Here is a 26,797-nt window from a genome sequence, read left to right as displayed (position 1 = left end):
AGAGCTTCGCCATGTCGAACATCCTGCAATCCCAACTCGCCCGCCAAGGTGGCGGCGGTGGTCCGCGTATGGACAGCCGTGCCATCCAGCAACTGTTTGTGCGCTACAAAGTGCTGGCCCTGCTGCTGGCCGTGGCGCTCATCTGGATCTTCTTCTACTTCCAGACCAACGGCACGTTCCTCAAGCCCAACAGCATCTCCAACCTGTTCCTGCAGATGTCGGTGACGGGCATGCTGGCCTGCGGGATGGTGTTCGTCATCATCGCCGGAGAGATCGACCTGTCGGTTGGCTCACTGCTCGGCTTGTTGGGTGGGCTGGTCGCCATCCTCACCGTCAATCTCGGGTGGAACACGTGGCTGGCAGTGGGCACCGTGCTTGTGGCGGGCGCCGTCATCGGCGGGTTCAACGGCTTCATCACCACCAAACTCCGCGTGCCGTCGTTCATCGTCGGGCTGGGCGGCATGCTGGCCTTCCGTGGCGTGCTGCAGTGGAGCACCGATAGCGTGACCATTGCACCGGTGCCGGATGACCTCGTCAACATCGCGCAGAGCTTCGTGCCGGCGTGGCTGGCGTGGTCGCTGGCGGCCGTCATCGTCGCCATATCCGTCGTGCTGACGGTGCGCCGCCGCAGCGAGCGTGCCCGCCTGCAACTGGCGCTCACACCGCTGTGGGCTGACGGCCTCAAGCTGCTGGCCATTGCGGCGGCCTCGTTCGGTTTTGTCGCCGTGCTCAACCAGGCCAACGGCGTGCCGCTGCCGGTGCTGATCCTGTTGATCCTGCTGGCGGTGTTCTCGTACGTGGCCACGCAAACCGTGTTCGGCCGCCACGTCTACGCAGTGGGCGGCAACATAGAAGCCACGCGCCTGTCCGGCGTGAACGTGAGCCGCGTCAAGCTGCTGGTGTTCGTGCTGATGGGCCTGATGTGTGCCTTCGCGGGCATCATCACCACGGCGCGCTCAGCCGCCGGTTCGCCGTCGGCCGGTGTGGGCGGCGAGCTGGATGCCATCTCCGCCTGCTTCATCGGCGGCACGTCGATGCGCGGCGGCTCGGGCACGGTATACGGCGCGCTGATCGGTGCACTGGTCATGGCCAGCCTCGACAACGGCATGCAGCAAATGAACGTCGACGCCTCGTGGCAGATGATCGTCAAGGGCGTGGTGCTGGTGCTGGCGGTGTGGATCGATGTGCTGTCTGGCTCGAACCGTGGCTGACAACACACGAACCCCGGCGCCAACACAAACGCAGAGACGGTTCGGCCGTTGACGTTCCGGCCCTAGATGGCGCCTTGAATTTTTGTAAGCGGGCGGAAAAAAGAAGGAGGCTTGTCTGAGCGAAGCGAGTTTGCCTCCTTCTCCGCCCGGTGACACAAATTCAAGGGGAAGTCGCCATCTCGGGCGCGCCTTTCTTTGCTTACTTTCTTTGGCAAGACAAAGAAAGTGAGTCGCCCCCGGCAGGGGGTGAAACGGGGGATGGACCACCAGGCCCAAGCTCCAATCAAACACACAAGCAAAATCCAACATCGTGGCTGACTACCAAACCCCTGCTCGCGTACTCGTCACCGGCGTAGCCGGCAACCTCGGCCGCAAAGTCGTTGAAGCGCTGGCCTCGGCCCCGTGGTGCACGTCCATCATCGGCGTCGACTGGGTCGCCCAGAACGTCGAGTTCTCGCCGCAGGCGGCTCAGCGCTTTCAATGGGTCCAGGCGGATCTCACGCAAGCCGACGGCGCGTGGACCGACCTGCTGAACAACGTCGATGCCGTCATCCACTTGGCTGCCATCCACTCCACGCCCGATGCGACGTGGGAGCAGGCGCTGGCCTCGTACGGCATGACGCTCAACGTGCTGGAGGCGGCCGCCACGCGCGGCGTGCGGCGCTTCGTGTTCGCCTCATCCAACCATGCAATGGGCGCGTACAAGGACCAACCGCTGGCTGGCACCATCGGCCCCGGCCAACTCACCGCCGAGCTGGCCCCGGCACCCGGCACGCGCTGGAACAACGGCATCGAAGACGTTTACTCGCTCGCCTACGGTACCTCCAAGGCGATGGGCGAGCGGCTGTGCAAGGCGGTGGGTGCTGTGTCAGCAGCAACAGGCGGCAAGCTGTCGATCGTGTCGCTGCGCATCGGCTGGGCGCTGCCCGACGAGAACGACCCGAACGACATCAACTACTCCGGCACCGCCGGTACGCCCGTGCCCACCGAAGTGTCCGATGAAGCCAGCCGCATCGCACTGCGCTGGTTCCGCAACATGTGGCTGTCGAACGGCGACCTGCGCCGGCTGTTCCTGAGCTCCGTCACGGCCGACCCCGCACGCTGGCCGGCACCGGCCATTGTCGTGAATGGCGTGTCGAACAACAAGGGGATGGATTGGGGTCTGGAGACCGGCCGCCGGTTGCTTGGCTATGACCCGCAGGATGATCTATACGCGTTGCTGAAGCAGCCGGCGTAACCAACATCACCGCGCCGGCGGGCAAGTCGATTCCCGGATCACGAGTTCGTACTGCAGGTTCTCGTGCACCGAATGCGGCTTCAACCCCGGCAGGTGCGGGCGGTGAATCGCCACGAGCTGTTCCACCGCGGCATGCGCCATCGCCTGAATCGGCTGGCGCACGGTGGTCAGCGCCGGCCACAACTGGCGCGACAGCGGTGTATCGTCGTAGCCGCAGATGGAGAGTTCTTCGGGCACCTTGATGCCGCGCGCCTGCGCCACGCGCAGTACACCGGCGGCCATATCATCGTTGCCGGCAAAGATGGCGGTCGGACGCGGCTCGCATGACAGCAGCCGCTCTGCACAGGCCACGCCGGATTCAAACGAGTGCTCGCCCTGCTCTACCAGGCGCTCATCAACAGCGATACCCGCCTGCGCCATCGCATCGCGGTAGCCGAACACGCGCTGGTATGCCGCACCGTGGTCCGGATCGCACACCACAAAGCCAATGCGGCGATGGCCCAGGCCGATCAAGTGCAGCGTCATATCGCGCGCGGCGGCACGGTCTTCGGTGTTGACGGACAAACCCTTGTGCTGGCGATCGGCGGGCGCCAACCGCACGTAGTCAACGCCGGCCTCGTCCAGTGCATGCACCAACGACGCCACATCCGACACCGGCGGCGTCAGGATCAACCCGGCCAGCGCGCGCTGGCGCACGCTCTGGATGATCTGCTCGGCAAGGTTCGGATCGCGGTAGTTGCAGGGCGTCAGCAGCAGGCTGTAGTCGAGCGCCTGGCAGGCTTCGAGCGCGCCGTGCTGGATGTTGACGATGTAGTTGTCGGAGGGGTTGTCGTAGACCAGCGCGATGATGTCGGCGCGCTTGCTGGCCAGGCGGCGGGCAGCGGGATTGGGGCGGTAGTCGAGCGTCTGCATCGCCTCGACCACCTTGGCGCGCGTCTTCTCGCTGATGTTGGGCTCGTGGTTCAGCACGCGCGAGACGGTCTTGATCGACACGCCCGCATGCGCGGCAACATCATCGACGGTGACGCTGGTGTTGCCAGTGCGGGCGCTGCGCTTCATGGTCTAGCGATGGTCTGGCGAAGGGGGTTCTGGAAAACGCGGCGGGCGCCTCAAGCGCCCGTCGTGCTTCCCAATTTTACCGCCAACCACTGTGCCGTGATGGCCGAAATCAGCGTGGGCTCAAGCCCGGTCGCCCGATCGGCAGACGGACGATGCCCTGCGCCAGACTCACCCCCAGCAGCACAAGCCCACCGCCGATCCAGTGATAGCCGTGCACAGTCTCGCCCAGCATCACCGCCGCCATGGCTGCGGTAAAGACGGGCATCAAGTTCATCAAGATCGCCGTACGCTCGGCGCCGATGCGCTTCAAGCCCAGCATCCACAGATACGACGCGACAATCGATGAAGCAATGCCCGCAAACACCACGAGCCCGATGCCCTGGCGCGGAACCGCCAGACTCTGCGCGGTGAAGGCCACGGGCACCAGAAAAACGACGGCAATCAGCACCTGAACGTACAGATTGAGCCATTGCCCGAACGGCAGCGCCCAGCGTCGGTACAGGATGTTGTACAGCGCGTATGACGTTGCACCAATGAGGATCAGCACGTCGCCGCGGTTGACGCCACCATCAAGGAACGTGGCCGGATGCCCGCGGCCAAGCAGATACAGCACGCCCAGCAGCGACACCACGACGCCCGTCACCGCCTGCATGCCCACGGGCTGGCGAAACACTGCAACGTTGAGGATCAGCCCCAGCATCGGGATCAACGCGCCGATCACGCCCATGTTGGTGGCGCTCGTGCTATGCGCGGCGTAGTAGGCCAGGCACTGGTACATCACCATGCCCAGCAGCGCGAGCACGGCAAAGCGCGGCAGTTGCGCCGCCACTTGCGCACGCTGGCGCCACAGCGGCCGCACGCAGAACGGCGTGAGCACGCACGCCGCCAGTAGCCAGCGGTAGAGCGAGATGGCCGCCGGATCCAGCACACCGGCCGCGGCCTTTGAAACGATGGTGTTGGCGGCCCAGATCAACACCGCCAGCAGGGGATACAGCACAGGCACGATGGCCTCCGTTATCAGACGATGGCCGAAGTGTAGTGATGTCTGGTTCAGAACATATAATGCAAACCAGACAATTTAACGCATCGAAAGCGACAAAGCGCGCCAACATGTACACCGCCTACCGTGAAGCCGACCTGCGGGTGCCCAAGGGCGCCCCGTTCTACTTCCGCTACGACCATTTCGAACCCGAGACCGCCATCGAGCCGCACACGCACCCGTGGGGCCAGATCAACCGCATCAACCTCGGCTTGATGGAGGTCGTGGTCGATGGCCGTCGGCTGACGGCGCCGGCCGAATACCTGATCTGGGTGCCGGCCAACCAGCCACATTCGGCGTCGATCCGGCAGGCGACGGATTTCCTCTCCGTGTACTTGGCCGAGCCGCTCGCGCAACGGCTGCCGCCCATGGCTTGCCTGATCCCGCAGACGCCGCTGGTGCGCGCGCTGTTCGAAGACTTTGCCGCGCGCCGTGTCACCGCCATGGCGGACGACTGGGACTTGCGCCAGTTCGAGCTGCTGGTCGAAACCCTCGTTCGCGCCGGGCATACCGACAGCTACCTCCCAGACAGCACCGATCGCCACCTCGAGCCTATCCTGCAGGCCATCCGCCTGGACCCGACCGACAACACCACGCTGCAGCAGTGGGCCGAACGCGTGCACAGCACCGAGCGCACGCTCGCACGCCGTTTCCAGAGCGAACTCGGCATGAGCTTCGTGCAATGGCGCAACCGCGTGCGGCTGCTGCGCGCACTGGTATGGCTCAAGGAGGATTGCTCGATCCAGGACATCGCCCTGGCGCTCGGCTACAGCACGCCATCGGCGTTCATCACGATGTTCCGCAAGCAGCTCGGTTTCTCGCCGGAGCGCTACCGGCGGCAGATGTGCGGCGAGACCTAGGGTCTCAACAAACCCTGGCCGCGCCGCATCGCGCACCACATCAAGCCACCGAGTACCCGCCATCCGCCACGAGCGCATGGCCCGACACAAAGCTCGCGTCATCCGAGGCGAGGAAGGCCACGATCGTCGCCATTTCCTGCGCACTGCCGACGCGGCCCGCTGGCGTGCCGGCGGCAAAGTCGTACATCGCCTCGGCCGACGGCCAGATACCGCGATGGTGGAACGGCGTCTCGATCAAGCCCGGCGCCAGCGCGTTGACGCGGATGCCACGGCGGAACCATTCGATCGACGCGGTCTTCGTCATGCCGATCACTGCGTGCTTGGTACCGATGTACAGGCCCGCGTTCTCAAAACCGATCACGCCGCCCATCGATGCGTTGTTGATGATGCTGCCCGAGCCTTGGCGGAGCATCACCTCGGCCTCGTACTTCATCGAATGGAAGACGCCGCGCACGTTGGGATCGAACACCTTGTCGTAGGTGGCATCGGTCTGCTCGGTGAGCGGTGCGAACACGCCCTCGGTGCCTGCGTTGTTGAAGGCAATGTCCAGGCGCCCGTACGTGCTGACGGTGAAATCGACCATCTTGCGGATGTCGTCTTCTCGCGTGACGTCGGCTTCGATGGCGGCAGCCTCGCCGCCTTGCGCGCGGATCGTCTGCACCAGCGCGTCGAGTTCTGCCTTGCGCCGAGCAGCCACGACCACCTTGGCACCGCGCTTGGCCAGTTCAATGGCAGAAGCGTGCCCGATACCCGAGCTGGCGCCCGTCACGAGAGCGATCTTGTCCTTCAGTTGTTGCGTTGCTGCGTTCATGTTCGGCTCCTTGCCGTAGATGGAGAAATCTGGCGTCCGGCGGTTGGTTGGGGCTCGGTACCGCCAGGCTTGGAGCCAAGTATGGGTAGGCTGATGCGGCAAATAAATGGAATAATCCGGCAAACAAAATTCCCATTTCTGGAATTCAAGGGGTTGCCATGCAAGACCGGCTTGAACTGCTGCGCATCTTCACTGCGGCCGCCAGCGCGACGACGTTTCGAGAAGCGGCAGCACGGCTTGGCGTGTCGCCACAGGCCGTCACGCGGGCGGTGCGCGAGTTGGAAGACACGCTGGGCGAGACGCTCTTCCACCGCAACACGCGCAGCGTGCAGATCACGCGCTACGGGCAGGATTTCGCCGCACAGGCGCAGACCGCGCTGCAGACCGTCGATGGCCTGTTCGATGCCTCGTCGGCCAAGGCGGCAGAGATGGGCGGCATCGTGCGTGTCACGGCGCCTTCGCATGTGGGGCGCACCTATGTCATGCCTGTGCTGACGGCACTGATGCAACAGCACCCGGGCCTGGTCGCAGACCTTCGCCTGTCGGACACCCCTTCCGCCGTGGTGGATGAGCAGATCGACGTGGGCGTGCGCGTCGGCTTCATCGGTGACAACCGCTTCGTGGCGCGCTCGATCGGCACCGTGCCGTTGTGGGTGGTGGGCGCACCCGCGCTGCTCGCCCGCGTGGGCGAACCCAAGACACCCGATGCACTGCTGGCGCTGCCGGTCACCACGCTCATCAACCGCACGGATGGCCGTGCCTGGTCGTGGGCCTTCCGTAGTGACACCCAGATCCAACCCCGCCACACGGCCTTCGTGACCGATGACCCGGAGACCGAGGTGCAAGCCGCCTGCGCGGGCCTGGGCTTCACGCAAACCTCCGAGTACCTGCTGCGCCCGCACGTCGAGCGCGGGGAACTGGTGCGCGTGTTGCGGCGGTTCGAGCCTCCTTCATGGACGCTTCACGTCTATCGCCCGCAGCGGGGGCCCGTACCAACGCGCGTGCGGGTGGTGTTCGATGCGCTGGTCGCGCACCTGAAGGTGCTCTGCCGTACGTGAAAGCGGGCAACGCGGCTGCCCCGCTGCCCAAACACTGCAACACAATGGCGTTTCGACCGCCCGGAGGCAAACCCGTGCAAACGCAGATGGCGCGCCCGCATCCCGCACTGCGCCCTTACATCGACCGCTACTGGAGTTGGGAAGCCACGCCGGGCGAGCGCATTGCGCTGCCGCGACTGCTGCCCGGCACTGGCGCGGAAGTGTTTCTGCATCACCGCCAGCCGTTTCGCACTGAAGGTGGAGCAGTGCTGCCCTCCGCCCACATGCTGTGCGTACGGCTGCAGCCGTATGCGCTGGCATCAACCCATGACATCGGCTTCACGGCGATACGGATTCGCGCAGGCCGATGGGGGGCGTTGGTCCGCGAATCCATCGGCCGGTTGCTGGATACGCAAGCGCCAATCGACGTACTGTGGGGTCGCGAAGCGCTCCATTGGCACGAGCAGGTGGCGCAAGCCGCCGATTTCTCACAGCGCGTTGCGTTGATCGATGCGTTCCTCTTGGCGCAGCTGGCACCCGCGTACGCCGATGTTCAGGTGACGGCTGCGGTTGCCGCACTCTATGCCGCACCACACACCACCTCCATCGACGCGCTGGCCGCACGCTTGCAGCTCGGCCGGCGGCAACTGGAGCGCCGTTTCCTGGCGGTGGAAGGCTTGCCGCCGGTCGCATTCCGGCGGCTGGTGCGGTTCCAACACACGGTGCGCGCCTTGCATCTGCAACCGCAGTTGCCGTTGCTCGACACCGCGCTCGCGCACGGCTACTACGATCAACCGCAGTTCAACCGGGAGTTTCGATCGCTCACGGGGCAATCGCCCCTGCACTATCGGCGAGACGCGCAAACGAAGACGCATTTCTACAAGACCTCGCTCGCCTGACCATGAAAGATGGCAACCCATCTTCCTAGCTCTGAGGCGAAACATGTATCTGCTGATCGTTCGACTGCGGGCGCAGCCCGAAACCGTTGATACGCTCTGCCGGCAGCTCTCGACGTTGGTGGCACTGGCGCGCGAGGAGCCCGGCACGCTGGCGTATTCCTTCTATCGCGCGCATGACGAGTCGGACGTCTTTCTCCTGCACGAGGTGTATCGGGACCGGGCCGCGTGGGAGGCGCACATGGCCTCCGAACCCGTGCAGCGCGCGCTGTCGACGTTCGACACGCTGCTCACAACACCTCCAGAAATCACCAGCGGAACGCTGATGGAAGCGCATGGATTGATGCTGGGCAGATCAGTATAGGTGACCCGCGCGAACTGAAAACAATTGTGGGAATCCGCGCCACATAACCGTTTCCGGGCAGCGACATCCCTTAGAATCAAGCGCGTTGCAGATTTGGAAGCCCCCCATGCGCACACCTTGGTTCACATCCGCACGGATGCTGGGCTGTGCCCTCGCCCTGAGCGCGCCCGTCCTCAGCGGCTGCAGTTCTTTCATGTCGGAAGGTACGACGGCCGCGGCCGGTATTGGTGGCGCGGCCCTCGCCGCCAAGGTGACCGACAACGCCGCAGTGGCCACCGGCATCGGCCTGGGCGTGCAGGCCGGCGCCCGCGCGGCGCTGCAGCACACCCAACGCGTCGTGCACACCGAGACACAGGATCAGATTGCCCAGATCGCAGGCGCGCTGCCTGACAACACTGTCGGCAACTGGCAGGTCAAACACCGCATCCCCCTTGAGCCCGATGAACGCGGGCGTGTCGTCGTCACCCGTTCGATCACCGGACCGCTCGTCAGCTGCAAGGAAATTCTCTTCACTGTGGACGGCGAGGCCACGCAGGTCGACTTCTTCATCGCGTCGATCTGCAACGACGGCAAGCAGTGGAAATGGGCGACCGCCGAGCCCGCCACCGCGCGATGGGGTTCGCTGCAATGAGGGCGTTGCGCTGGCTTCTGTTGGGCTGTGCAGGCCTGGTTGCCGGATGCTCATCGGTCGGGCCGCTGACCGGCGCGGCGGCGGGTGTGGCCAGCGGTGCGGTGACAGCCAATCCGGCAGTGGCCTATGGCGTGGCGGTCACGGTCAACGCGGCTACCGATGCGTCAATCAAGTACGCCACACGCAAATGGGCCGCCAGTGAGCAAGACGCGCTGGCCACAGCAGTGGGCCGATTGAGTGACGGCGCCCCTTCGCTCAACTGGTCGTTGGAACGCCTGATGGGCATCACCAAGGCACATGGCAAGGTGGTGCTGGTACGCACCTTCACCACGCCGCTGGCAACGTGCCGCGAGGCGATCCTCACCGTGCAGGACGGCGACGCCCCCAAGACCGCCCCCGGCTACACCATCTACGCCTGCCAGAACGGCAACGCTTGGCAATGGGCCAATGCAGAACCCGCTGTGCCGCGCTGGGGCAATCTGCAGTAACTACGGCTGCGCCTTGGCGGCCAGACGCATCACAGCGTCCTGCAAGAACCGCTTGCTCGCTTCGATGACGACCTGCTGCATGGCCTCGTCCGGCATGGCCCGGGCGATATGGATGGCGCCCACCAGTTGCGCGATCATCGCCCACGCCGCATCGTCATCGCCCAGGCGCTGCGCGAGCACCGCGTGGCCCTTGCGCATCTCTTCCTGATAGAGCGCACGCACGCTGTTGTCTGCGCGTGCAATCTCTGCCGCCAAACCAGGCACCGCACAGCCCGCTTCGGGATGCTTTACGTGGGCGAGATTCAGGTAGCGGTCCAGCTCAAAGCGCAGCCAGTCTTGCGCCGTGTCGTGCGGGTTGCCGGCCCACATCTCGCGGCTGGCGGCCAGTTCGGACTCGATCAACGCCTTGAGCCAATCCGACTTGGAACCAAAGTGGCTGTAGAACGCGCCGCTGGTCATGCCGGCAGCCTGCGCAAGGGCATCCACGCCCGTCGCCGCAAACCCACTGATCTTGACCTTGCGGGCGGTTGCCTTGAGCAGCGCCTTGCGCTTTTCTTCTTTGTGACCCGGCTGGTATCGCATCTTTACCTCCGTACTTCGACTCGCTTGACACTATGCAACCAGTAGCATAACGTTTGTTATGGTAACGATCGTTATTCTATAAACGAGGTGGATATGGAGACAAGCAACAAGCAGGCGGCACTGGTCATCGGTGCAGGAGACGCCACAGGCGGTGCCATCGCCAAACGCTTTGCGCGCGAGGGCCTGGTTGCCTGCGTCACGCGCCGCTCGGCCGACAAGCTGCAGCCGCTGGTCGAAGCGATCTGTGCGGAAGGCGGCCAGGCGCTCGGCTTCGCGTCGGATGCGCGCAAGGAAGAAGACGTTATCAAGCTCGTCGACGACATCGAGCGCGACGTCGGCCCCATCGAGGTGATGGTCTTCAACATCGGCGCCAACGTGCCGAGCAGCATCCTGGAAGAGACCGCCCGCAAGTACTTCAAGATCTGGGAGATGGCGTGCTTCTCCGGCTTCCTGGCCGGGCGCGAGGTGGCCAAGCGCATGGTCACGCGGGGGCGCGGCACGATTCTCTTCACCGGCGCAACGGCAGGGATGCGCGGATCGGCCAATTTTGCGGCATTCGCGGGCGCCAAGCATGCGCTGCGGGCGCTCGCGCAAAGCATGGCGCGCGAGCTGGGGCCCAAGGGCATCCACGTGGCGCACGTGGTGGTCGATGGCGCCATCGATACCGAGTTCATCCGCGAGAACTTTCCCGAGCGCTATGCCCTGAAAGACCAAGACGGCATCCTCAACCCCGAGCACATCGCCGAGAACTACTGGTACCTGCACACGCAACCGCGCGACGCCTGGACGCACGAGCTGGATCTGCGCCCGTGGATCGAGCGCTGGTAACACCATTACAACACCAGGAGACACACGCATGAAGCAGGTCGAATTCTTCTTCGATGTGGGCAGCCCGTACAGCTACCTCGCGTATCACCAACTGCCGAAGATTGCGCAAGCCAAGGGCGCGGAGATCGTCTGGCGGCCGATGCTGCTGGGCGGCGTGTTCCAGGCCACGAGCAACAGCAGCCCGGCCACCATTCCGGCCAAGGGCCGGTACTCCAACATCGACCTGGAACGCTGGGCGACATACTTTGGCGTGCCGATCCAGCAGAACCCGCACTTCCCGATCAACACGCTGCAACTGATGCGCGGTGCCGTGGGCATGCAACTGCGCAGTGACGTCGAGTTCCACAACTACCTCGGCGCCATCTTCAGCGCGATGTTCGAGCACCCGCGCAACCTGGGTGACCTGAACGAGCTGGCGGCCGTACTGGAAGCCGCTGGCATCTCGCCCGCGCTGATGATGGAGTTGGTGCAGGATGACCACGTCAAGCAGACGCTGCGCAAAACCACCGAAGAAGCCGTGGCGCGCGGCGTGTTCGGCGCGCCCACGTTCTTTGTCGGCAACGACATGTTCTGGGGGCAAGATCGTCTGCATTTTGTCGAGGCAGCGCTCAGCTAAACCAGCGCAAACCCGCTCCCAGCCTGGAATTAAAGATCAATCAGACGAGACCTTAGAAAGTTTCACTTCAATTTGGCGGAAACACGACGCTTAAGGGGATGCGCTTTCCGCGCACCCTCTCTACGATGCGGGCGCGCATGCGATGCGGGGGCAGCGAACTCGCGGTTCACGCTGTGGCATCGAAGCGGCTTTCCATACTCCAACCAATAAGAAGGACTTTCATGTTTCGTATTCTTGTATCCGGTCTCGCCCTCTCATTTGCCCTGTCCGGCTGCGCCGTGAGCGTCGGTGGTGGCACGGGCGTCGACAAAATCTCTGACGCAACGCAGGAATCGCTGCAGAAGCAGTTCGTTCCGGGCGTTGCCAAGCGCGAAGACGTTGCACTGGAACTCGGCGCACCGAGCGACAAGGCAACGGCTGGTGGCCTCGACATCTGGAACTATCGCTATTCGCGCAACGCGGCAATCGGCATCGCGTTCGTCGGGATTCCTGTTGGCTCAAAAAAGGTGGCTTCGTTCTACTTTGATGATTCGGACGGTGTGCTGAAAAAGATCGAATACAAGGTCCTGCAGCAGTAACCCCGGCTTCCCCTACCCGCCAGCCGGCCGCCGACGTGCGGCCGGCATGGCGCGGCCTCGCTCACCCGCCCCCCCGCCTCTCCAACCTTACAACGCGACCGGCATTGGCTTGTTTCATTCAATACGAATCATTATCATTTGCGTTCTTGATTCCACTGAAATCTGTCATGCACGGTGTTGCCCTCCTGCTCGGGTTGCTGGCCGCAGGCTGCCTGTACGCGGCGTCGCCTAATCAGGCGCTGCTCGCGCCCGGTTCGCTTGCGCGTGGCCGCGTGCTCTGCGCGGCCGCACTGGTGATGGCGGCAATTGCCGTGGTGCTGTGGAACGACGTGCTCGGCTGGGCCGGCGCGACCATCGGTGTGTTGCTGGTGGTAGCAGGTGGCCTCTCGCTGTGGCCAATGGCCGGTGCGTGGGTACAGCAACGTCGCCAGGCGGCGGAGGTACGGCCGTGACCGGCATGGGCACCAAGTGGCTGGCCGGTGTGGTACTCGGCCTGCCGTTGTCGATTGCGCTGTGCACGCTGGCGATCCTGTGGCTGCCGGGCGGCTGGGAGAGCGGCCTGATCGGCGCGCTGCTCGTCTGCCTGCCGCTGTGGGTGGTCTTCATCAGCGCAAGCGTGCTGTTCTCGACCAGCGTTCACGCGTGGGTCGTGTTCGGCACGGCCAATCTCCTGTCATTTGGCGTGCTCTGGCTGCCGCGCCTGCTGCACCCCTGACCATGAAATCCGCCACTCTCCGTCTGTATCAGACGCTGCATACCTGGGTCGGCCTGATGGCTGGCTGGGCACTGTTCATTGCGTTCTTTGCCGGTGCGCTCACGGTATTCCATGAGGAGCTGCACGCGTGGCAAAACCCGCTGCGGGCCGAACACGCTGCCGTTGCCACCACGCCTGCCGACGTCGACCACTTCGTGAACACGCTCGTGCGCACGCACCCGGCAGCGGCCGCCAGCGCCTACGTGATCCTCCCCAACGAAGGCGAGCCCGAGTTTTCCGCCTACTGGCAGAACAACAAGGGCGATTGGCAGACCACCACCGGCAGCAAGCTCACCGCCGGCAAGACCACGCCAAAGGACCTGTCGCTCGAACCCTCCAAGGGGGAGCTGGCCAACTTCCTGAACCGGCTGCACTACTCGCTGGGGCTGGAAGATGTGGGCATGTACTTTATGGGCGCGATCTCGGTGCTGTATGGCGTGGCGCTCATCTCGGGCGTGCTGCTGCACCTGCCGCGCCTGAAGAAGGACCTGCTGGCCGTGCGCCCCGGGCGCAACCTCAAGCGTTTCTGGATGGACGTGCACAACGTGCTCGGCCTGTTCAGCCTGCCGTTCCACCTGATCTTTGCGATGACCGCGCCGGTGCTGTGCCTGAGCGTGGTGCTGATGACGGTGTTCAACAGCGTGGCGCTCAACGGCAAGCTGTTTGATGCTGTACCGCGCGTCACCACGGCGGCCGGTACGGTGGTGGCTGCCAATCGATCGGCATCGATGTTGTCGGCTGAGGAGCTGCTGGCCCGCGCACGCGAAACCGCCGGCCCCAACTTCACCGTCAAGTCGATCCACTACCAGCACATTGGAGATGCCAACGCCGTGGCAGAAGTGCGCGGCAGCAGCACGCGCGCGGTGGGCGACTACGGCTCCGTCGCCATTCACGCCGCCGCCGGCCAGCCCAACAGCGGCCAGCTCGTCAGCAACCAGACACCCGATGCACGCGACACCAATCACGGCATCTTCAGCCTCGTCTACGGCCTGCACTTCGGCACCTATGGGGACATCGTCCTGCGCCTGGCGTACCTGGTGATGGGTATTGCCGGCGCGTTCGTCTTCTATTCGGGCAACCTGCTGTGGATCGAATCGCGCCGCAAACAACGCAAACTCGATCAGCCACGCGTGCACCAGTTGCTGGCGCGCGCCACAGTGGGCGTATGCATCGGCTGTTGCGTGGGGGTGATGGCGATGTTCCCGGCGGCGCTGCTGTGGCCAGAGCGTTCAACGGGCGTGACGTACTACACGGTGTTCTTCGCAGCGATTGCGTGGGCGCTGGTACGACCGCCTGCACGCGGTGCGGTTGAGCTGCTGAGCGCCGCAGCCATTGCAGCGGTGCTGGTGCCCATCACCAATGCCGTCGTGACTGGCGACCACCTGCTGCGCACGATCGCGCGTGGCGAATGGAACGTGGCCGGTTTCGACCTGGGCGCGCTGGTGCTGGCGTGCGGCTTTGTCGCCCTCGCCCGTGCCACGCTGCGCCGGGCGCGCCAGGGTGCGCCTGATTCTGTCTGGGCGATGCCTGCACGCAAGGTAGACGCCAACAACGCACCTGCCGCACGCGCCGGCAACGGCCTGCATCCAAGCGTGGCCAAAGAGCCCTAACGCCAGGCTCACCTCAAAAAAACGACAACCACCCGCACGTTCCCGCGCCCGCCGTTCAACGGGGCGCGTGGACACGCGCTCGCCTTTTTCAATGACAACGCTGTTCAGGGGAGCATCACATGCCAGCCGCCGTTTCACGCCGATCCACCTTTCGTTGCCGCACACGCGCCGCACGCCTACGTGTCACGCCATTGGCGCCGCACCTGACAAGGAGGCTCGCGTGGATGCTCGCGGCCATGAGTGCGGGCGCACCCGCCTGGGCGCAGCAGACCTCGGCCCAGGTCGACCTGCCCGCCACGCAGGTCTCCGCCGGCAAAGCGGCTGCGTACGGTGCCAAGCAGGCCAGCACCGGTGCCCTGGGTGACAAGCCCCTGCTCGACACGCCGTTCTCCATCAACGTCGTCACGCAGGAGCTGATCCAGAACCGCCAGGCGCAGACGATTGGCGAGGTGTTCAAGGGTGACCCATCCGTGACCGCCAACAACGACGGCTACATTGGCGAGGCATCGAATATCACCATCCGCGGCCTGCAGCTCGACTTGCTGGAGGGCTACAAGATCGACGGCATGGCCGTGCCCAACTGGGGCAGCGATGTGCCGCTGGAACACTTCGAGCGCGTGGAACTCCTCAAGGGTCTGTCGGGTTTCATGTACGGCTTCGGCACGCCGGGCGGCATTGCCAACTTCGTCACCAAGCGCCCGACCAACACCTTTGGCGGCAGCGCCACGTTCGGCTATACCAGCGGCGGCACGCTCAAGGAATCGATCGACTTGGGCGGCCGCTTTGGCCCCACCAAGGCGCTGGGTGCACGGCTTGGCGTGGTGCATGAAGAAGGCAACACCTTTGTCGACGGCGGCCATATCAAGCGCGACTCGGCATCACTCGCGCTCGATGCGCGCATCACGCCGAATCTGCAATGGTCGTTCGATGGCTTGTACATGCAGCGCAACGTGCAGGGCGCGTACTACGGCATCATCCCCGGGCAGGACTTTGGCGTACCGGTGAGCGAGTTCGTGCGTACACCGCGCGCCATCGACGGCAGCCAGCGCGTGGCCTCGCGCGGTTCGTACTACGAGACCGAGATCAAGACCGTCGGCACCGAACTGAACTGGGCAGCCGCACCCGACTGGAACGTGCGCGCGTCATACCGCTACACGCAGCAGAACCGCGGCAACGCCGACAGCGCCATCCAGCTGACCGACAACGCCGGCACCTTCAGCGAGTTGCAGTACGGCTCGTACCAGCGCTATGCGTACAGCCAAGCCCAGGTGATGGCAAATGGCCGCGTGCGCACCGGGTCGATCGAGCATGAACTGGTGTTCGGCACATCGTGGCAAAGCCTGACGCAGGCCAATACCGGCTTCGCCTCCACCTTCCTGGGCACGGGCAATCTGTACAACCCATCGGCGTTTGTGTCGTCGGGTGCGCCGTTGATGCGGGTGCCGTCATCCGAGGGGATGTACCGCACGTCGAAGATCGACCAGACCTCGGTCTTCGCCAGCGATACAGTCAAGTTCAACCAACAGTGGTCGGTGTTGGGCGGCCTGCGCTACACGCGCTTCAGCCAGACCGGCTACACGCCGAGCGGTGACGTGTCGGCCAAGTACAGCCGCGAGCCGATCACGCCCACGCTGGCGCTGATGTTCAAACCCGTGCAACCGATGACGCTGTATGCGAGCTATGTGGAATCGCTCGAAGCCGGTGCCAGCGCACCCCTCACAGCAGCCAATGCGGGTACCGTGTTCGGCCCGCTCAAAAGCAAGCAAGTCGAGGTGGGCGCCAAGGCGGAGTTACACGACTGGACCCTGGGTGCGGCGCTGTTCCAGGTGCAACGTGGCCTGGCATACCTGCGCCCGGACAACGTCTATACGCAAGACGGCATGACGCGCTACCGCGGCCTGGAGTTGAGCGCACGCGGCAAGATCGCGCGTGACTGGACTCTGCTTGGTGGAGTGTTGTTCATGAACTCGGAGAACACGGAATCCGATGCCTCGGTGCTTGGCAAGCGCGCCTACGGATCGCCACGGTACAAGGCCACGGCGTATGTCGAATACGCGGTGCCGGCCATGCCCGGGCTGGTGCTGTCGGCCGGTGGCCAGTACGTCGGCAACTCGGCGCTGGAGGCCAACAACAGCAATATCGTGCCGGGGTATCACACGTTTGATGCGGGTGCACGCTACAGCACCAAGGTGGGCGGCAAGGCCGTCACGTTCCGCTTCAACATCGACAACCTGACCAACGAGAAATACTGGCTGCCGAGCTGGGGGTTCATCCTCGCGCAAGGGGCGCCGCGCACGTTCCGGGCCAGCGCCACGATCAACTTTTGAGCATAGCGGCCTCCGCCGGGGGAGATTTCGCTCTCCCGGGGCCTATATCTTTGGCCCCGGGTGCCGATACAGACGAAGTCCACCGGCCGCGATACGGCCGGCGCTCCTCATCGCTCGTCCGTTGATCTCGTGAAACTCCCTCGTACGTTTGCACTCCTTGCCCCACTGGCCCTGGGCGCAACCCCCACCGTGCCGGTGGCCGCAACCCGCACCAACCTGACCATCAACCTTGCGGTGGCCGATAGCTGCATGATCAACAGCCAACCACCCGCCGCTGTCAGCGTGCAATGCCTGGGCGCGTCGCCCAGCCGCATATCGCGCGGCGCTGCCATACCGGCTCTACCGGCGCAAGTCGAAGATGCGGCGATCTCAGCACACCAACAGATTGTGACTGTGGAATTTTGATAATCAGTGGGAAGCGGACCTCTCTTTGACTATGTTGAAACGATCACCTTTCAACAACAAGCCGAGCCCGCGACGTCACTGTCGATGCATGTGCTGCCGCACGCATCATCGGGCCATCTTCCGAGGAGAGCCCGATGCGTGGCAACCGCTCATCAACATCCCGCCTGTTCCGCCTCCACCCCCGGTTGATCGTGCTGGCCGGCCTGCTGGCTGCCCCCGGGTGGCTGAGCGCCGCTACCCAAACGACCACCTTCACGGTCACGCTCACGCTGCAGAACAACTGCCTGATCAGCGCCAACCCGCTGAACTTCGGCACCCAGGGCGTGCTCAGCGCCAACGTGGACCAAACCACCAGCCTGAGTGTCACATGCAGCACCGCCGCACCTTACAACGTGGGGCTGGATGCGGGCACCACCACAGGTTCAACCGTCGCCGCACGCCTGCTGGCGGGCAGCGGTGGTGCCACCGTGGGTTTCCAGCTCTACAGTGACAGCGCCCACACCCAGGTCTGGGGCAACACCATCGGCACCAACACGGTCACCGGCACCGGTACCGGCACTGCGCAAACCCTGACGGTCTACGGCCGTGTGCCACAGCAGAGCACGCCAGCTGCCGGCACCTATACCTCCACCATCACCGCCACCATCACGTTCTGAGTTTGCTCGGCCTTGGGGTTGCCTCGCATGCGGCGCATCGCAACGTCACGGCGTTGCGATGCCGACACGTGCGCTGGGTCTGGGTAGCGAGCCTTGCCGTGCTGATTGCAGCGCTCGCGCCATTCGCCGCGCACGCGGCTGCGCTGCAGATCTCACCCATCCGTCTTGACCTGCCGCCAGGCCAGATGGCGGCCGTCATCATGCTGCACAACCGCGGCACGCAACCACTCAACGCGCAGGTACGCGTGTTCCGATGGACGCAGGATGCCGATGGCGATCATCTTGAGCCTGCCGCGACACTGGTCGCCAGCCCGCCCATCGTGCAGATTCCGGCCAGCGGCGAACAGGTTGTGCGTGTGGTGTTGACGCAGCCGCCTGCTGCCGGCGCGGGTGAACAGGCCTACCGCCTGCTGATCGACGAACTACCGGATCGTCGCCCGCAAACGCTGACCGGCGTGACGATGCAGTTGCGTTACTCGGTGCCAGTGTTCGTCAATGCAACTGCGGATGCGCCGCCCAAGCTGACGGCCACATTGCGCCAAGACGGCGGCAAGGCCGTGCTGGTGGTGCGCAACATCGACAGGTACCACGCACAGCTCTCGGCCGTCTCCATCGAATGGAGCGACGGCACGCGCAACGAGATCACTCCGGGCCTACTCGGCTATGCGCTGGCCGGCGCCACACGCACCTGGCCCATCGCGAATGCCGGCACAGCAACTGCCACACCGCAGCGACTGCGGTCGCAGATCAATGGCGTTGCGGTTGAGATTCCGCTTGCCCGTGCCGACTGATGTGCAACGCGGGCACGACCTGCCGCCGCGTACTTGCCGTGGGTTGCGGCTTGGCGTTGGCCGTGTCCGCCACCGCGCAGGAGCATCTCAGCGCTGGCACCGATGCACCCGCCCTGCTCGCTGCCACACGCCCTGACGGCCCACTGCCCGCCGCCGGCCTGGGCGACATCTATCTGGAGGCCATCATCAACGGCACGTCCACGCAGATCATCGCGCGCTTCCGCCTGCATGATGGACGGCTGTCCACCACCGCCGATGAACTGCGCGCGATCGGCATCCGCGTGGATGATCTGCAACCCAACGCGAACGGTCTGATCGCGCTCGACGGCATCCCCGGTCTGCGCTATGTGTATGACGTGCGCACCCAGCAGGCGCAATTCGCGTTGGACGACGCGCGCCGCGTACCCAACATGCTCAGTTATCAGACGCAACGCCGCGTGGCAGCCACCAGCGGCACGGGCCTCGTGCTCAACTACGACGCCTACCTGCAGCCCACCACGCTCGGCCCCGGCGGCCCGAGCCTGGGCCTGTTCAGCGAGCAGCGTGTCTTCCACCCGGGCGGCGTGTTCGCCAACAGCGGCGTTGCCGTGTTCGGCTCCAGCGCACACCGTTACACCCGGCTCGACACGAGTTGGTCGCACTCCGATGCCGACAGGCTCACGACGCTCGCCGTGGGCGACACCGTGACGTCATCACTCAGTTGGAGCCGTGCCGTCCGGCTGGGCGGCATGCAGTGGCGACGCAACTTCGCACTGCGCCCCGACCTGGTGACGTACCCACTGCCCGCGCTTGGCGGCAGCGCGGCCGTGCCCACGGCGGTCGATCTCTATGTGAACAACGTGCGGCAGTTCACGGGGCAGGTGGGCAGCGGGCCGTTCGTGCTGAATAACGCGCCGGCCATCACGGGCGCCGGGCAGGCGGTGATCGTGGTCAAGGATGCGCTCGGGCGTGACGTGGTGACATCGGTGCCGCTGTACATCGACACGCGGCTGCTTGCTGCGGGGCTGCTCGACTACGCCGTAGAGCTGGGCTTCCTGCGCAACAACTATGGCGTGCGCTCGTTCGACTATGCATCGAGCCCCGCGCTGAGCACTTCCACGCGCTATGGCCTCACCAGCAGCCTCACGCTTGAAGGTCATGCAGAAGCCACGCGCAGCGTCGCCAATGCCGGCGGAGGTGCGCTTGTGCGACTGGGCCAGGGCGGCGTGCTGTCTGGCGCGGCCGCGTACTCGCAAGGCGATGGCCGGAACGGCGCACAGGGCACCATCGGCTATCAGTACCGCACGCCCATCTTCAACGTTGACGTGCAAGGCATGCGCAGCTTCGGCACGTACCGCGACTTGGCAAGCGCTGCAGGTGCGCCGTTTCTACGCTCGCTGTTGCGCACCACGGTGTCGGTGCCGGCAGGCCGCTCGGGCAGCGTGGCGGCCAGCTACATCGGTGTGTCCGACCCAGTGACGGGCAGGTCGCGTATCGTATCGCTGTCGTACAGCACGCAGGTCGGGCGCGATTTCTCGCTCAGCGCCAGTGCCTATCAAGACCTCGCAGACAGCCGCGCGCGCGGTGTGCTGATGACGCTCACCATGGCGCTGGGCAACGACACCAGCACGGCCGTTGGCGTGGGCACCGACCGTGGCCACACCTCGGCCACCGTCAGCGCCATCCGCACGCCGGAATACGGCGGTGGCTTCGGTTGGCAGCTGCAAGCCAACCAGACCGGGTCGGACCGCCGCTCCCTGGCGCAACTGAACTACCGCAGCCGCTACGGCGATGCCTTTGTCGCCGCGCAGGAGGTCAACGGCCAGACCAGCACAGCAGTGGACCTGACCGGCTCGGTTGTTGTCATGGATGGCGACGTGCTGCCGGGCAGACGCATCAACGACGGATTTGCGCTGGTCTCAACCGAAGGCATCCCCAACGTGCCGGTGACCTTCGAGAACCGCCTGATGGGCCGCACGAATGCGGGTGGCCACTTGCTCGTACCGGACCTCGTCTCATACGAAAACAACCGCGTGGCGATCGATCCGCTCGTACTGCCCATCAACGCCAAGCTCGATACCAGCACCATGACGATTGCCCCGGCTGACCGCTCTGGTGTGCTGGCACGCTTTCGAATCGAAACCTTTCGCGGCGCGCAACTTCGCCTGGTCGATGCGCAGGACCAACCACTGCCGGCCGGCAGTACCGCCACACTCGTGCGAAATAGCCAGCGCTACCCGATCGGCTATGACGGCCTGGCCTTCATCGACACGCTGGATACGGAGAACACCGTACGCGTGGATGACGTGAGCCCGCCTTGCGTCGTGCAGTTCACCTACCCCGCTGATGCTGGCGCGCTGCCGACGTTCGGCCCGCTGCGCTGCGTGCCTCAACCACAGCGTGGCGCGCCATGAGCCGACGCTGGCTGCGCACCTGTCTGCTGATGCTGGCCGCGCTGCTGCCGGCGTATGCACACGCACAGTCGTGCTCCGTCACCACGGCCAGCATCAACTTCGGCAACATCAGCCCCGTGCAGGGCAGCAACACCGATGTCACCACCACGCTCACCGTCAACTGCAACGGCTTTCCGCTGCTCCAGGGCTCCGCACGCGCGTGCCTGAATCTGGGCACGGGCAGTGGCGGGACAAGCATCACGCCACGCGTATTGAGTTTCGGCAGCAACCAACTGCAGTACAACGTGTACACAGACAGCGGGCGCAGCACCGTCTGGGGTGGGCGCACGACCCCTTCCACACCGGCGCTGACAGTGGATGTACCGCTGGGCCTGCTCGGCGCGGGCTCCGCCACCGTTACGGTGTATGGCCGCGTCACTGGCGGACAAACCACACTGCCTGCCGGCACCTACACGCAGAGCTTCTCTGGCGCCAGCGCGACCACCTATTCGCTGTTCAACCCCGGCACCACGACGTGCGCGAGCATCACCACCAACCCGACCACGTTTTCGTTCTCTGCCACCGCCAGCCTGATCAGCGACTGCATCATCAGCGCAACGAATCTGAACTTCGGCACAGCCGGCCTGCTCAACGCGGCCGTCACCGCCAGCAGCGCCATCACACTCAACTGCACGAACCAGTCGCCGTGGACGTTGTCGCTGTCCGCCGGCGGGGGCAGCGGCGCGACGGTCGCCAACCGGTTGCTGACGCGCACGGGCGGCACCCAAACCGTGGGCTACGGGCTCTACACAACCAGTGCGTTCACCGCCGTGTGGGGGGATGGCACGGCCGGAACCTCAACGGTGGCCGGCATCGGGAGCGGGGCATCGCAGGTATCGACGGTATATGGGCGCGTACCCGTACAGGTGACACCGCAGGCCGGGGTTTATAACGACACAATCATCGTGACGGTGACGTACTGAGCCAGGCACGGTGCATGGATCCAGTTGGACTAAGCCCGCGTCACACAACAAGAATAAGTTGCATATCTAACTATAACCGCCTACCATCCAACTCACCATGTTTGACCACTGCCTTTACTTCAACACCTCCGCATTGGCCCGCAAGCTCGAACGCGTCTGGGCAGATGCCTTCGCGCCCTTCGACCTGACGCCTCCGCAAGGCTTCATGTTGAGAGCGATCGTCGACCGTCCCGGCATGCTGCAAAGCGAGCTATCGGAAGCGATGTCCGTCACGCGCCCGACGGCCACGCGCGCGCTGGACGGCCTGGAAGCCAAAGGCCTGATCGAGCGCCGCAAGACAGAAGCCGACGGCCGCGAGACCGCGATCTTCCCGACGCCGGAGGCCATGAAGATTGGTGCGGCTCTGAATGATGCGAGTGGCGCCGTCACCGCCCGCCTCAAGCGCGTGCTGGGCAGTGCGGAGTTCACCGATACGGTGTCGAAAATCCGGGGTGTGCGCTCGACCCTGACCTGAGCGCATTTTTTTGGCTCTTATAGTTGCATTGCTAACTAATAAAGGAAGCTATCATGCCGATCCTCAACGTCAAAGTCAGTGCCCAACGTTCTGCGGAGATGACGCAGAAAATTTCCACCACGCTGCTGGAACTCACCTCCCGCATCCTCGGCAAAGACCCCAAGGTCACGGCCATCGCCATCGATTACGTCGACCCCGCGGATTGGATCGTTGGCGGGCAAACGCTCGCGGCGCAAGGCAAGCACAGCGTCTATTTCGACATCAAGGTGACGGACGAAACCAACACCAAAGCGGAGAAGGCGCAGTACATCGCCGAGGCGTTCGAGGCCTTTGCAGCGCTGCTCGGCAATCTGCACGAAGAGTCCTATATCTATGTACAGGACGTTCGCGCCGCAGCGTATGGCTATGGCGGCAAGACCCAGGAGTATCGCTTCCAGCACGCGTAACGCACACGATGTGCTGGCAGCGCCGCCCCAACCACAAAACAACCAGGTGTGATCATGAACCGCATGAGTGCTTTTTTCGCGGCCAGCTGGCTGGCCGCCGCGTTGCTGTATTTCGGCCAACATTCACTGGCGTTAACCGCGTTGGCAGGTGTTGTTCTGCTCGCCGGTTACGACCTGTTCCGTCCGTGATGCACTCAGTTGTTGCTACCACGTTGTTGCGCCCGATAACGCAGCGGGCTGCTGCCGTAGCCCGTTGCAAACGCACGGCTGAGCGCACTGACGCTGCCAAAACCACATTCATCCGCAATGTGATCAAGCGGCTGCCTGCCGGTGCGCAACAGGAACGCCGCCAACTCCAGCCTTAACGCCGCCACGTAGCGCCGCAGGTTGCTGCCGGTGGCGGCGGCAAAACGGCGTGTCAGGGTCCGCTCACTCATTGCCGCCTGGGCGGCCAGCTCTGCCAGCGCCGGGGGCGCTGCCAACTCCCGTTCCACGATCTCTTGAATGGCCAGCACGGCCGCATCGCCGTGGCGCTTGAACTGCGCTGTCCACACGGCCATGTGCTCGTATGACGGCAGCGACTGTGTGAGCGCCGTGCGCAGCAGGCGCCGCGAGGCACCTGCTCCTCGGCAGTGATCGATCACATAGGCGCACGCATCCACCGCCGGGTTGATGCCGCTCACCGTGATGAGGCGGCCATCCACCACCAGTGGCTTGTCCGGCGTGTAGTGCACATCGGGAAAGTGCCGAGCAAACCACGCCCGCTCACTCGCCAGCCCAGTCGCGCGGCGACCATCGAGCAGGCCTGCCTTGGCGAACAGCGGCGCGGCATTCAAGCCCACGACCAGCGCGCCCGCGTCGTATTGCGCGCGCAACCAATCGGCAAATTGCGACTCCTCCCCCTCCAGCATCGCCTGCGGCGCGAACTGGCCAGGCACGATCACCACGTCGTGCAGGCCGGCCGTGCGCAACGCACCACTCGCCGGCACGGCCATGTCGGCAAAGCTGATGGCGGGTTGCCCGTCTGCTGAGAGCAGATCGATCTCGAACAGCCGGCTGCCCATCACGTCCACGCTGCGCGCCTGCATGGTGCCGGCCACCAGCAGCATCTCCTGCGTGAGAAACACATAGCCCGCGAACAGGCGTGGCGGCAACAGGATGGCGATGCGGGCGCGCTCAGGGCGCTCAAGTCGACGCGGGCGTTTGGAGACTGTTTTCGGCTGGCGCTTCATATCAATAACGTGGCGACCCAGATCAACCGGAATTGTGCGGGTCTTGCTGAAATACGGCAACCATCCGCCCCTCCTCCGGAGCCCTCATGATTGCCCGCACGCTGTTCGATGCTGAACACGACACCTTTCGCGAATCCGTCCGCCGCTTTATCGAGGCGGAAGTCCTGCCCCACCACGAGCGCTGGGAAGACCAGGGCTACGTCGACCGCGCCATCTGGGAGCAAGCCGCTGCCGCGGGCTACCACTGCGCCAGCATGCCCGAGGCCTACGGTGGCGCCGGGGCCGACATTCGCTACAGCACGGTGCTGATGGAGGAGATCGCCCGCGCGGGTGCCACGGGCCTGGGCTTTGGCTTGCACTCGGAAATCGTCGCGCCCTACCTGCTGCACTACGGCAGCGAGGCGCTCAAGCAGCACTACCTGCCCAAGCTGGCGAGCGCAGAGATGATTGGCGCGATTGCCATGACCGAGCCCGGTGCCGGCTCCGACCTGCAGGGCGTGCGCACCACCGCGACACGTAGCAGCGACGGTGATCACTACGTGCTCAACGGCTCGAAAATCTTCATCACCAACGGCTGGCATGCCGACGTGGTGATCGTCGTGGCGCGCACCACGCCCGAGGGCGGCGCCAAAGGCACGAGCCTGTTCGTGGTGGATACGTCCATGGACGGCTTCAGCAAGGGCAAGCGCCTGAAGAAAGTCGGCATGAAGGCGCAGGACACGGCCGAGCTGTTTTTCGACAACGTACGCGTGCCCGCCGCCAACCTGCTGGGCGAGGAGCATCGCGGCTTTGGCTACCTGATGCAGGAGTTGCCGTGGGAGCGGCTGCAGATCGCCATCAGCGCCATCGCCTCGGCCGAAGGTGCGCTCGACTGGACGCTGCGCTACGTGCGCGAGCGCCAGGCCTTCGGCAAATCCATCCTCGACTTCCAGACCGCCCGCCATGCGCTGGCGGAGTTGAAAACCGAAGTGCAGATCGGCCGCGTGTTTGTCGACCAATGCATTGCGTTGAAGCTGGCCGGCAAGCTCGATGCCGCCACCGCATCGATGGCCAAGTACTGGACCACCGACCTGCAGTTCAAGGTGATGGACCGCTGCGTACAACTGCACGGCGGCTACGGCTACATGTGGGAATACCCCATCGCCCGCGCGTGGGCCGACTCGCGCGTGCAGCAGATCTACGGCGGCACCAACGAGATCATGAAAGAGCTGATCGCCCGCACCCTTTGACGAGTACGACACCAAGGACCGAACCCGATGGAAGCCTATATCTACGACGCCGTACGCACGCCGCGCGGCAAGGGCAAGAAGGATGGCAGCCTGCACGGCGTGACGCCGCTGCGCCTGGCCGCAACCGCACTGCGCGCCATCCGTGATCGCAACCAGCTCGACACCGCGCTGGTGGATGACGTGGTGCTTGGCTGCGTCGAGCCCGTAGGCGAACAAGGCGCTTGCATCGGCCGCGTGGCGGTGCTCGCCGCCGGCTATGCCGAAACGACCGCTGGTGTACAGATCAACCGCTTCTGCGCTTCCGGCCTGGAGGCCTGCAACATGGCCGCCGCGCAGGTAATGGCTGGGCAGAGCGACTTCGCCATCGGCGGCGGCGTGGAGAGTATGTCGCGCGTGCCGATGGGCGCCAGCGGCGGCGCATGGCCAGTCGACCCGGCCGCAGCGATTCCGCTGTACTTCGTGCCCCAGGGCGTGTCAGCCGACACCATCGCCACCCAGTCTGGCTACAGCCGCCGCGATGTCGACGCCTACGCTGCCGAGAGCCATCGCCGCGCACATGCTGCGGCCACGGCAGGCCGATTCACCGGCTCCATCGTGCCGGTGCGCGACCAGAACGGCCTCACCATCCTCGACCGCGACGAGATGATCCGCCCGCAGACCACGGTGGACACGCTCGCGCAGCTCAAGCCGTCGTTTGCGGAACTCGGCGAGCAATACGGCTTTGACGCCGTGATCCGCCAGCGTTATCCGGAACTGGAACGCATCGAACACGTGCACCACGCCGGCAACAGTTCGGGCATCGTCGATGGCGCCGCCGCCGTGCTGATCGGCAGTCGCGAGGCCGGCCAGCGCGCAGGTCTCAAACCGCGTGCGCGCATCCGCAGCTTTGCGAGCATCGGCTCGGAGCCGTCGATCATGTTGACGGGCCCCTCTTACGCCGCCGAGAAAGCACTCAAGCGCGCCGGCATGTCTACATCGGACATCGACCTGTATGAACTGAACGAAGCCTTCGCCTCTGTGGTGCTGCGCTTCATGGAGGTCATGGCCGTACCGCACGACAAGATCAACGTGAACGGCGGCGCGATTGCGATGGGCCATCCGCTGGGCGCAACGGGCGCCATGATCCTCGGCACGCTGCTCGACGAGTTGGAGCGCCGTGGCGCCAGCACGGGCCTCGCCACGCTGTGCGTGGGTGCGGGCATGGGCACCGCCACCATCATCGAACGCATCTAAGGGAGCGC

General features: G+C 64.7%; 30 protein-coding genes. 25 read left to right on the top strand and 5 right to left on the bottom strand.

Annotation, left to right across the window (positions count from 1 at the left end; all coding sequences use genetic code 11):
- Positions 1–11 precede the first annotated feature (11 nt).
- Both F7R11_RS20020 and F7R11_RS20010 read left to right on the top strand, forming a co-directional pair.
- Complete coding sequence (locus F7R11_RS20020) at positions 12–1,211, top strand: sugar ABC transporter permease (RefSeq protein WP_064809107.1); 1,200 nt, start codon at positions 12–14, stop codon at positions 1,209–1,211.
- Between the two features lie 310 nt (positions 1,212–1,521).
- The gene (locus F7R11_RS20010; RefSeq protein WP_064808433.1) at positions 1,522–2,448 is read left to right on the top strand and encodes an NAD-dependent epimerase/dehydratase family protein; all 927 of its coding nucleotides are present in this window, start codon (positions 1,522–1,524) and stop codon (positions 2,446–2,448) included.
- A gap of 6 nt (positions 2,449–2,454) precedes the next feature.
- On the opposite strand, the gene F7R11_RS20005 is transcribed toward F7R11_RS20010, so the two are convergent.
- Both F7R11_RS20005 and F7R11_RS20000 read right to left on the bottom strand, forming a co-directional pair.
- Positions 2,455–3,507 (bottom strand): LacI family DNA-binding transcriptional regulator, encoded by a 1,053-nt coding sequence (locus F7R11_RS20005; protein WP_064808436.1) that lies wholly within the window; start codon positions 3,505–3,507, stop codon positions 2,455–2,457.
- Positions 3,508–3,616: 109 nt separating this feature from the next.
- A complete protein-coding gene (locus tag F7R11_RS20000) occupies positions 3,617–4,510 on the bottom strand; it encodes a DMT family transporter (protein WP_064808439.1) in 894 nt (297 codons plus the stop codon).
- A 107-nt stretch (positions 4,511–4,617) separates the two neighbouring features.
- Between F7R11_RS20000 and F7R11_RS19995 the strand changes: the two genes are divergently transcribed.
- Positions 4,618–5,406 carry an AraC family transcriptional regulator gene (locus F7R11_RS19995; protein WP_031328829.1) on the top strand — a complete coding sequence of 263 codons (789 nt, stop codon included), beginning with the start codon at positions 4,618–4,620 and terminating at the stop codon, positions 5,404–5,406.
- 40 nt (positions 5,407–5,446) lie between these two features.
- On the opposite strand, the gene F7R11_RS19990 is transcribed toward F7R11_RS19995, so the two are convergent.
- Positions 5,447–6,217 (bottom strand): SDR family NAD(P)-dependent oxidoreductase, encoded by a 771-nt coding sequence (locus F7R11_RS19990; protein WP_064808442.1) that lies wholly within the window; start codon positions 6,215–6,217, stop codon positions 5,447–5,449.
- Positions 6,218–6,375: 158 nt separating this feature from the next.
- Here F7R11_RS19990 and F7R11_RS19985 point away from each other — a divergent pair, with 158 nt between their 5' ends.
- The 5 genes from F7R11_RS19985 (at position 6,376) to F7R11_RS19965 (ending at position 9,633) form a co-directional block, all read left to right on the top strand.
- The gene (locus F7R11_RS19985) at positions 6,376–7,275 is read left to right on the top strand and encodes a LysR family transcriptional regulator (RefSeq protein WP_064808444.1); all 900 of its coding nucleotides are present in this window, start codon (positions 6,376–6,378) and stop codon (positions 7,273–7,275) included.
- 74 nt (positions 7,276–7,349) lie between these two features.
- Positions 7,350–8,153, top strand: coding sequence for an AraC family transcriptional regulator (locus F7R11_RS19980; protein ID WP_167317181.1), 804 nt, complete (start codon positions 7,350–7,352; stop codon positions 8,151–8,153).
- 43 nt (positions 8,154–8,196) lie between these two features.
- A complete protein-coding gene (locus F7R11_RS19975; protein WP_064808448.1) occupies positions 8,197–8,514 on the top strand; it encodes a putative quinol monooxygenase in 318 nt (105 codons plus the stop codon).
- 136 nt (positions 8,515–8,650) lie between these two features.
- Positions 8,651–9,145: a hypothetical protein gene (locus F7R11_RS19970; RefSeq protein WP_064808450.1), complete on the top strand. Its 495-nt coding sequence runs from the start codon at positions 8,651–8,653 to the stop codon at positions 9,143–9,145.
- A 5-nt stretch (positions 9,146–9,150) separates the two neighbouring features.
- Positions 9,151–9,633: a hypothetical protein gene (locus F7R11_RS19965; RefSeq protein WP_231973304.1), complete on the top strand. Its 483-nt coding sequence runs from the start codon at positions 9,151–9,153 to the stop codon at positions 9,631–9,633.
- Here the strand turns inward: F7R11_RS19965 and F7R11_RS19960 are convergent, their stop codons facing one another.
- Positions 9,634–10,215, bottom strand: a complete 582-nt coding sequence (locus F7R11_RS19960; protein WP_064808452.1) for a TetR/AcrR family transcriptional regulator — start codon at positions 10,213–10,215, stop codon at positions 9,634–9,636. It lies immediately after the preceding gene.
- A 93-nt stretch (positions 10,216–10,308) separates the two neighbouring features.
- On the opposite strand from F7R11_RS19960, the gene F7R11_RS19955 reads away from it, so the two are divergent.
- The 15 genes from F7R11_RS19955 (at position 10,309) to F7R11_RS27440 (ending at position 23,284) form a co-directional block, all read left to right on the top strand.
- Positions 10,309–11,043, top strand: coding sequence for an SDR family oxidoreductase (locus F7R11_RS19955; protein WP_064808454.1), 735 nt, complete (start codon positions 10,309–10,311; stop codon positions 11,041–11,043).
- A 28-nt stretch (positions 11,044–11,071) separates the two neighbouring features.
- Positions 11,072–11,659: a 2-hydroxychromene-2-carboxylate isomerase gene (locus F7R11_RS19950; RefSeq protein ID WP_064808456.1), complete on the top strand. Its 588-nt coding sequence runs from the start codon at positions 11,072–11,074 to the stop codon at positions 11,657–11,659.
- 221 nt (positions 11,660–11,880) lie between these two features.
- A complete protein-coding gene (locus F7R11_RS19945) occupies positions 11,881–12,237 on the top strand; it encodes a hypothetical protein (protein ID WP_021193239.1) in 357 nt (118 codons plus the stop codon).
- Between the two features lie 167 nt (positions 12,238–12,404).
- The gene (locus F7R11_RS19940) at positions 12,405–12,689 is read left to right on the top strand and encodes a hypothetical protein (RefSeq protein WP_021193238.1); all 285 of its coding nucleotides are present in this window, start codon (positions 12,405–12,407) and stop codon (positions 12,687–12,689) included.
- 5 nt (positions 12,690–12,694) lie between these two features.
- On the top strand, positions 12,695–12,952 hold the full coding sequence (locus F7R11_RS19935) for a hypothetical protein (RefSeq protein ID WP_192840329.1): 258 nt from the start codon (positions 12,695–12,697) through the stop codon (positions 12,950–12,952).
- A gap of 2 nt (positions 12,953–12,954) precedes the next feature.
- Entirely contained in the window at positions 12,955–14,601 is a 1,647-nt protein-coding gene (locus F7R11_RS19930; protein ID WP_064808459.1) for a PepSY-associated TM helix domain-containing protein, read from the top strand.
- A gap of 224 nt (positions 14,602–14,825) precedes the next feature.
- Positions 14,826–16,928, top strand: coding sequence for a TonB-dependent siderophore receptor (locus F7R11_RS19925; protein WP_064808461.1), 2,103 nt, complete (start codon positions 14,826–14,828; stop codon positions 16,926–16,928).
- 129 nt (positions 16,929–17,057) lie between these two features.
- Positions 17,058–17,333, top strand: coding sequence for a hypothetical protein (locus F7R11_RS19920; protein ID WP_151180554.1), 276 nt, complete (start codon positions 17,058–17,060; stop codon positions 17,331–17,333).
- 134 nt (positions 17,334–17,467) lie between these two features.
- Positions 17,468–17,989, top strand: coding sequence for a Csu type fimbrial protein (locus F7R11_RS19915; RefSeq protein ID WP_064808465.1), 522 nt, complete (start codon positions 17,468–17,470; stop codon positions 17,987–17,989).
- Positions 17,990–18,057: 68 nt separating this feature from the next.
- A complete protein-coding gene (locus F7R11_RS19910) occupies positions 18,058–18,780 on the top strand; it encodes a fimbrial biogenesis chaperone (RefSeq protein WP_064808467.1) in 723 nt (240 codons plus the stop codon).
- A 62-nt stretch (positions 18,781–18,842) separates the two neighbouring features.
- The gene (locus F7R11_RS19905; protein WP_231973306.1) at positions 18,843–21,173 is read left to right on the top strand and encodes a fimbria/pilus outer membrane usher protein; all 2,331 of its coding nucleotides are present in this window, start codon (positions 18,843–18,845) and stop codon (positions 21,171–21,173) included.
- Positions 21,170–22,135 (top strand): Csu type fimbrial protein, encoded by a 966-nt coding sequence (locus F7R11_RS19900; protein ID WP_064808473.1) that lies wholly within the window; start codon positions 21,170–21,172, stop codon positions 22,133–22,135. Before F7R11_RS19905 ends, F7R11_RS19900 begins: the two co-directional genes overlap by 4 nt.
- A gap of 97 nt (positions 22,136–22,232) precedes the next feature.
- Positions 22,233–22,649: a MarR family winged helix-turn-helix transcriptional regulator gene (locus tag F7R11_RS19895; protein WP_064808475.1), complete on the top strand. Its 417-nt coding sequence runs from the start codon at positions 22,233–22,235 to the stop codon at positions 22,647–22,649.
- Between the two features lie 53 nt (positions 22,650–22,702).
- Entirely contained in the window at positions 22,703–23,095 is a 393-nt protein-coding gene (locus F7R11_RS19890) for a tautomerase family protein (protein WP_064808477.1), read from the top strand.
- A 54-nt stretch (positions 23,096–23,149) separates the two neighbouring features.
- The gene (locus F7R11_RS27440) at positions 23,150–23,284 is read left to right on the top strand and encodes a hypothetical protein (RefSeq protein WP_039596576.1); all 135 of its coding nucleotides are present in this window, start codon (positions 23,150–23,152) and stop codon (positions 23,282–23,284) included.
- Positions 23,285–23,289: 5 nt separating this feature from the next.
- Here F7R11_RS27440 and F7R11_RS19885 read toward each other — a convergent pair whose 3' ends face one another.
- The gene (locus F7R11_RS19885) at positions 23,290–24,327 is read right to left on the bottom strand and encodes a GlxA family transcriptional regulator (RefSeq protein WP_064808480.1); all 1,038 of its coding nucleotides are present in this window, start codon (positions 24,325–24,327) and stop codon (positions 23,290–23,292) included.
- A gap of 86 nt (positions 24,328–24,413) precedes the next feature.
- Here F7R11_RS19885 and F7R11_RS19880 point away from each other — a divergent pair, with 86 nt between their 5' ends.
- Both F7R11_RS19880 and F7R11_RS19875 read left to right on the top strand, forming a co-directional pair.
- Positions 24,414–25,556: an acyl-CoA dehydrogenase family protein gene (locus tag F7R11_RS19880; protein ID WP_064808482.1), complete on the top strand. Its 1,143-nt coding sequence runs from the start codon at positions 24,414–24,416 to the stop codon at positions 25,554–25,556.
- Between the two features lie 27 nt (positions 25,557–25,583).
- The gene (locus tag F7R11_RS19875) at positions 25,584–26,789 is read left to right on the top strand and encodes an acetyl-CoA C-acetyltransferase (protein WP_064808484.1); all 1,206 of its coding nucleotides are present in this window, start codon (positions 25,584–25,586) and stop codon (positions 26,787–26,789) included.
- Positions 26,790–26,797 lie beyond the last annotated feature (8 nt).

Origin of the sequence: Ralstonia insidiosa, assembly GCF_008801405.1 — a bacterium.
Lineage (GTDB): Bacteria > Pseudomonadota > Gammaproteobacteria > Burkholderiales > Burkholderiaceae > Ralstonia > Ralstonia insidiosa.
Note: the sequence above shows the minus strand (reverse complement) of the source record. Positions and strands in the feature narration are given on the sequence as shown.

Bases quoted from the DNA above. Each gene is read 5' to 3' on its own strand.
- F7R11_RS19900 (WP_064808473.1), top strand. From the start codon at position 21,170: ATGAGCCGACGCTGGCTGCGCACCTGTCTGCTGATGCTGGCCGCGCTG.
- F7R11_RS27440 (WP_039596576.1), top strand. From the start codon at position 23,150: ATGAACCGCATGAGTGCTTTTTTCGCGGCCAGCTGGCTGGCCGCCGCG.
- F7R11_RS19960 (WP_064808452.1), bottom strand. From the start codon at position 10,215: ATGCGATACCAGCCGGGTCACAAAGAAGAAAAGCGCAAGGCGCTGCTC.
- F7R11_RS19950 (WP_064808456.1), top strand. From the start codon at position 11,072: ATGAAGCAGGTCGAATTCTTCTTCGATGTGGGCAGCCCGTACAGCTAC.
- F7R11_RS19990 (WP_064808442.1), bottom strand. From the start codon at position 6,217: ATGAACGCAGCAACGCAACAACTGAAGGACAAGATCGCTCTCGTGACG.
- F7R11_RS19915 (WP_064808465.1), top strand. From the start codon at position 17,468: ATGCGTGGCAACCGCTCATCAACATCCCGCCTGTTCCGCCTCCACCCC.
- F7R11_RS19880 (WP_064808482.1), top strand. From the start codon at position 24,414: ATGATTGCCCGCACGCTGTTCGATGCTGAACACGACACCTTTCGCGAA.
- F7R11_RS19925 (WP_064808461.1), top strand. From the start codon at position 14,826: ATGCTCGCGGCCATGAGTGCGGGCGCACCCGCCTGGGCGCAGCAGACC.
- F7R11_RS19935 (WP_192840329.1), top strand. From the start codon at position 12,695: ATGGGCACCAAGTGGCTGGCCGGTGTGGTACTCGGCCTGCCGTTGTCG.
- F7R11_RS19885 (WP_064808480.1), bottom strand. From the start codon at position 24,327: ATGAAGCGCCAGCCGAAAACAGTCTCCAAACGCCCGCGTCGACTTGAG.
- F7R11_RS19970 (WP_064808450.1), top strand. From the start codon at position 8,651: ATGCTGGGCTGTGCCCTCGCCCTGAGCGCGCCCGTCCTCAGCGGCTGC.
- F7R11_RS19995 (WP_031328829.1), top strand. From the start codon at position 4,618: ATGTACACCGCCTACCGTGAAGCCGACCTGCGGGTGCCCAAGGGCGCC.
- F7R11_RS19955 (WP_064808454.1), top strand. From the start codon at position 10,309: ATGGAGACAAGCAACAAGCAGGCGGCACTGGTCATCGGTGCAGGAGAC.
- F7R11_RS19890 (WP_064808477.1), top strand. From the start codon at position 22,703: ATGCCGATCCTCAACGTCAAAGTCAGTGCCCAACGTTCTGCGGAGATG.
- F7R11_RS19985 (WP_064808444.1), top strand. From the start codon at position 6,376: ATGCAAGACCGGCTTGAACTGCTGCGCATCTTCACTGCGGCCGCCAGC.
- F7R11_RS20020 (WP_064809107.1), top strand. From the start codon at position 12: ATGTCGAACATCCTGCAATCCCAACTCGCCCGCCAAGGTGGCGGCGGT.
- F7R11_RS20005 (WP_064808436.1), bottom strand. From the start codon at position 3,507: ATGAAGCGCAGCGCCCGCACTGGCAACACCAGCGTCACCGTCGATGAT.
- F7R11_RS19875 (WP_064808484.1), top strand. From the start codon at position 25,584: ATGGAAGCCTATATCTACGACGCCGTACGCACGCCGCGCGGCAAGGGC.
- F7R11_RS19975 (WP_064808448.1), top strand. From the start codon at position 8,197: ATGTATCTGCTGATCGTTCGACTGCGGGCGCAGCCCGAAACCGTTGAT.
- F7R11_RS19930 (WP_064808459.1), top strand. From the start codon at position 12,955: ATGAAATCCGCCACTCTCCGTCTGTATCAGACGCTGCATACCTGGGTC.
- F7R11_RS19895 (WP_064808475.1), top strand. From the start codon at position 22,233: ATGTTTGACCACTGCCTTTACTTCAACACCTCCGCATTGGCCCGCAAG.
- F7R11_RS19945 (WP_021193239.1), top strand. From the start codon at position 11,881: ATGTTTCGTATTCTTGTATCCGGTCTCGCCCTCTCATTTGCCCTGTCC.
- F7R11_RS19940 (WP_021193238.1), top strand. From the start codon at position 12,405: ATGCACGGTGTTGCCCTCCTGCTCGGGTTGCTGGCCGCAGGCTGCCTG.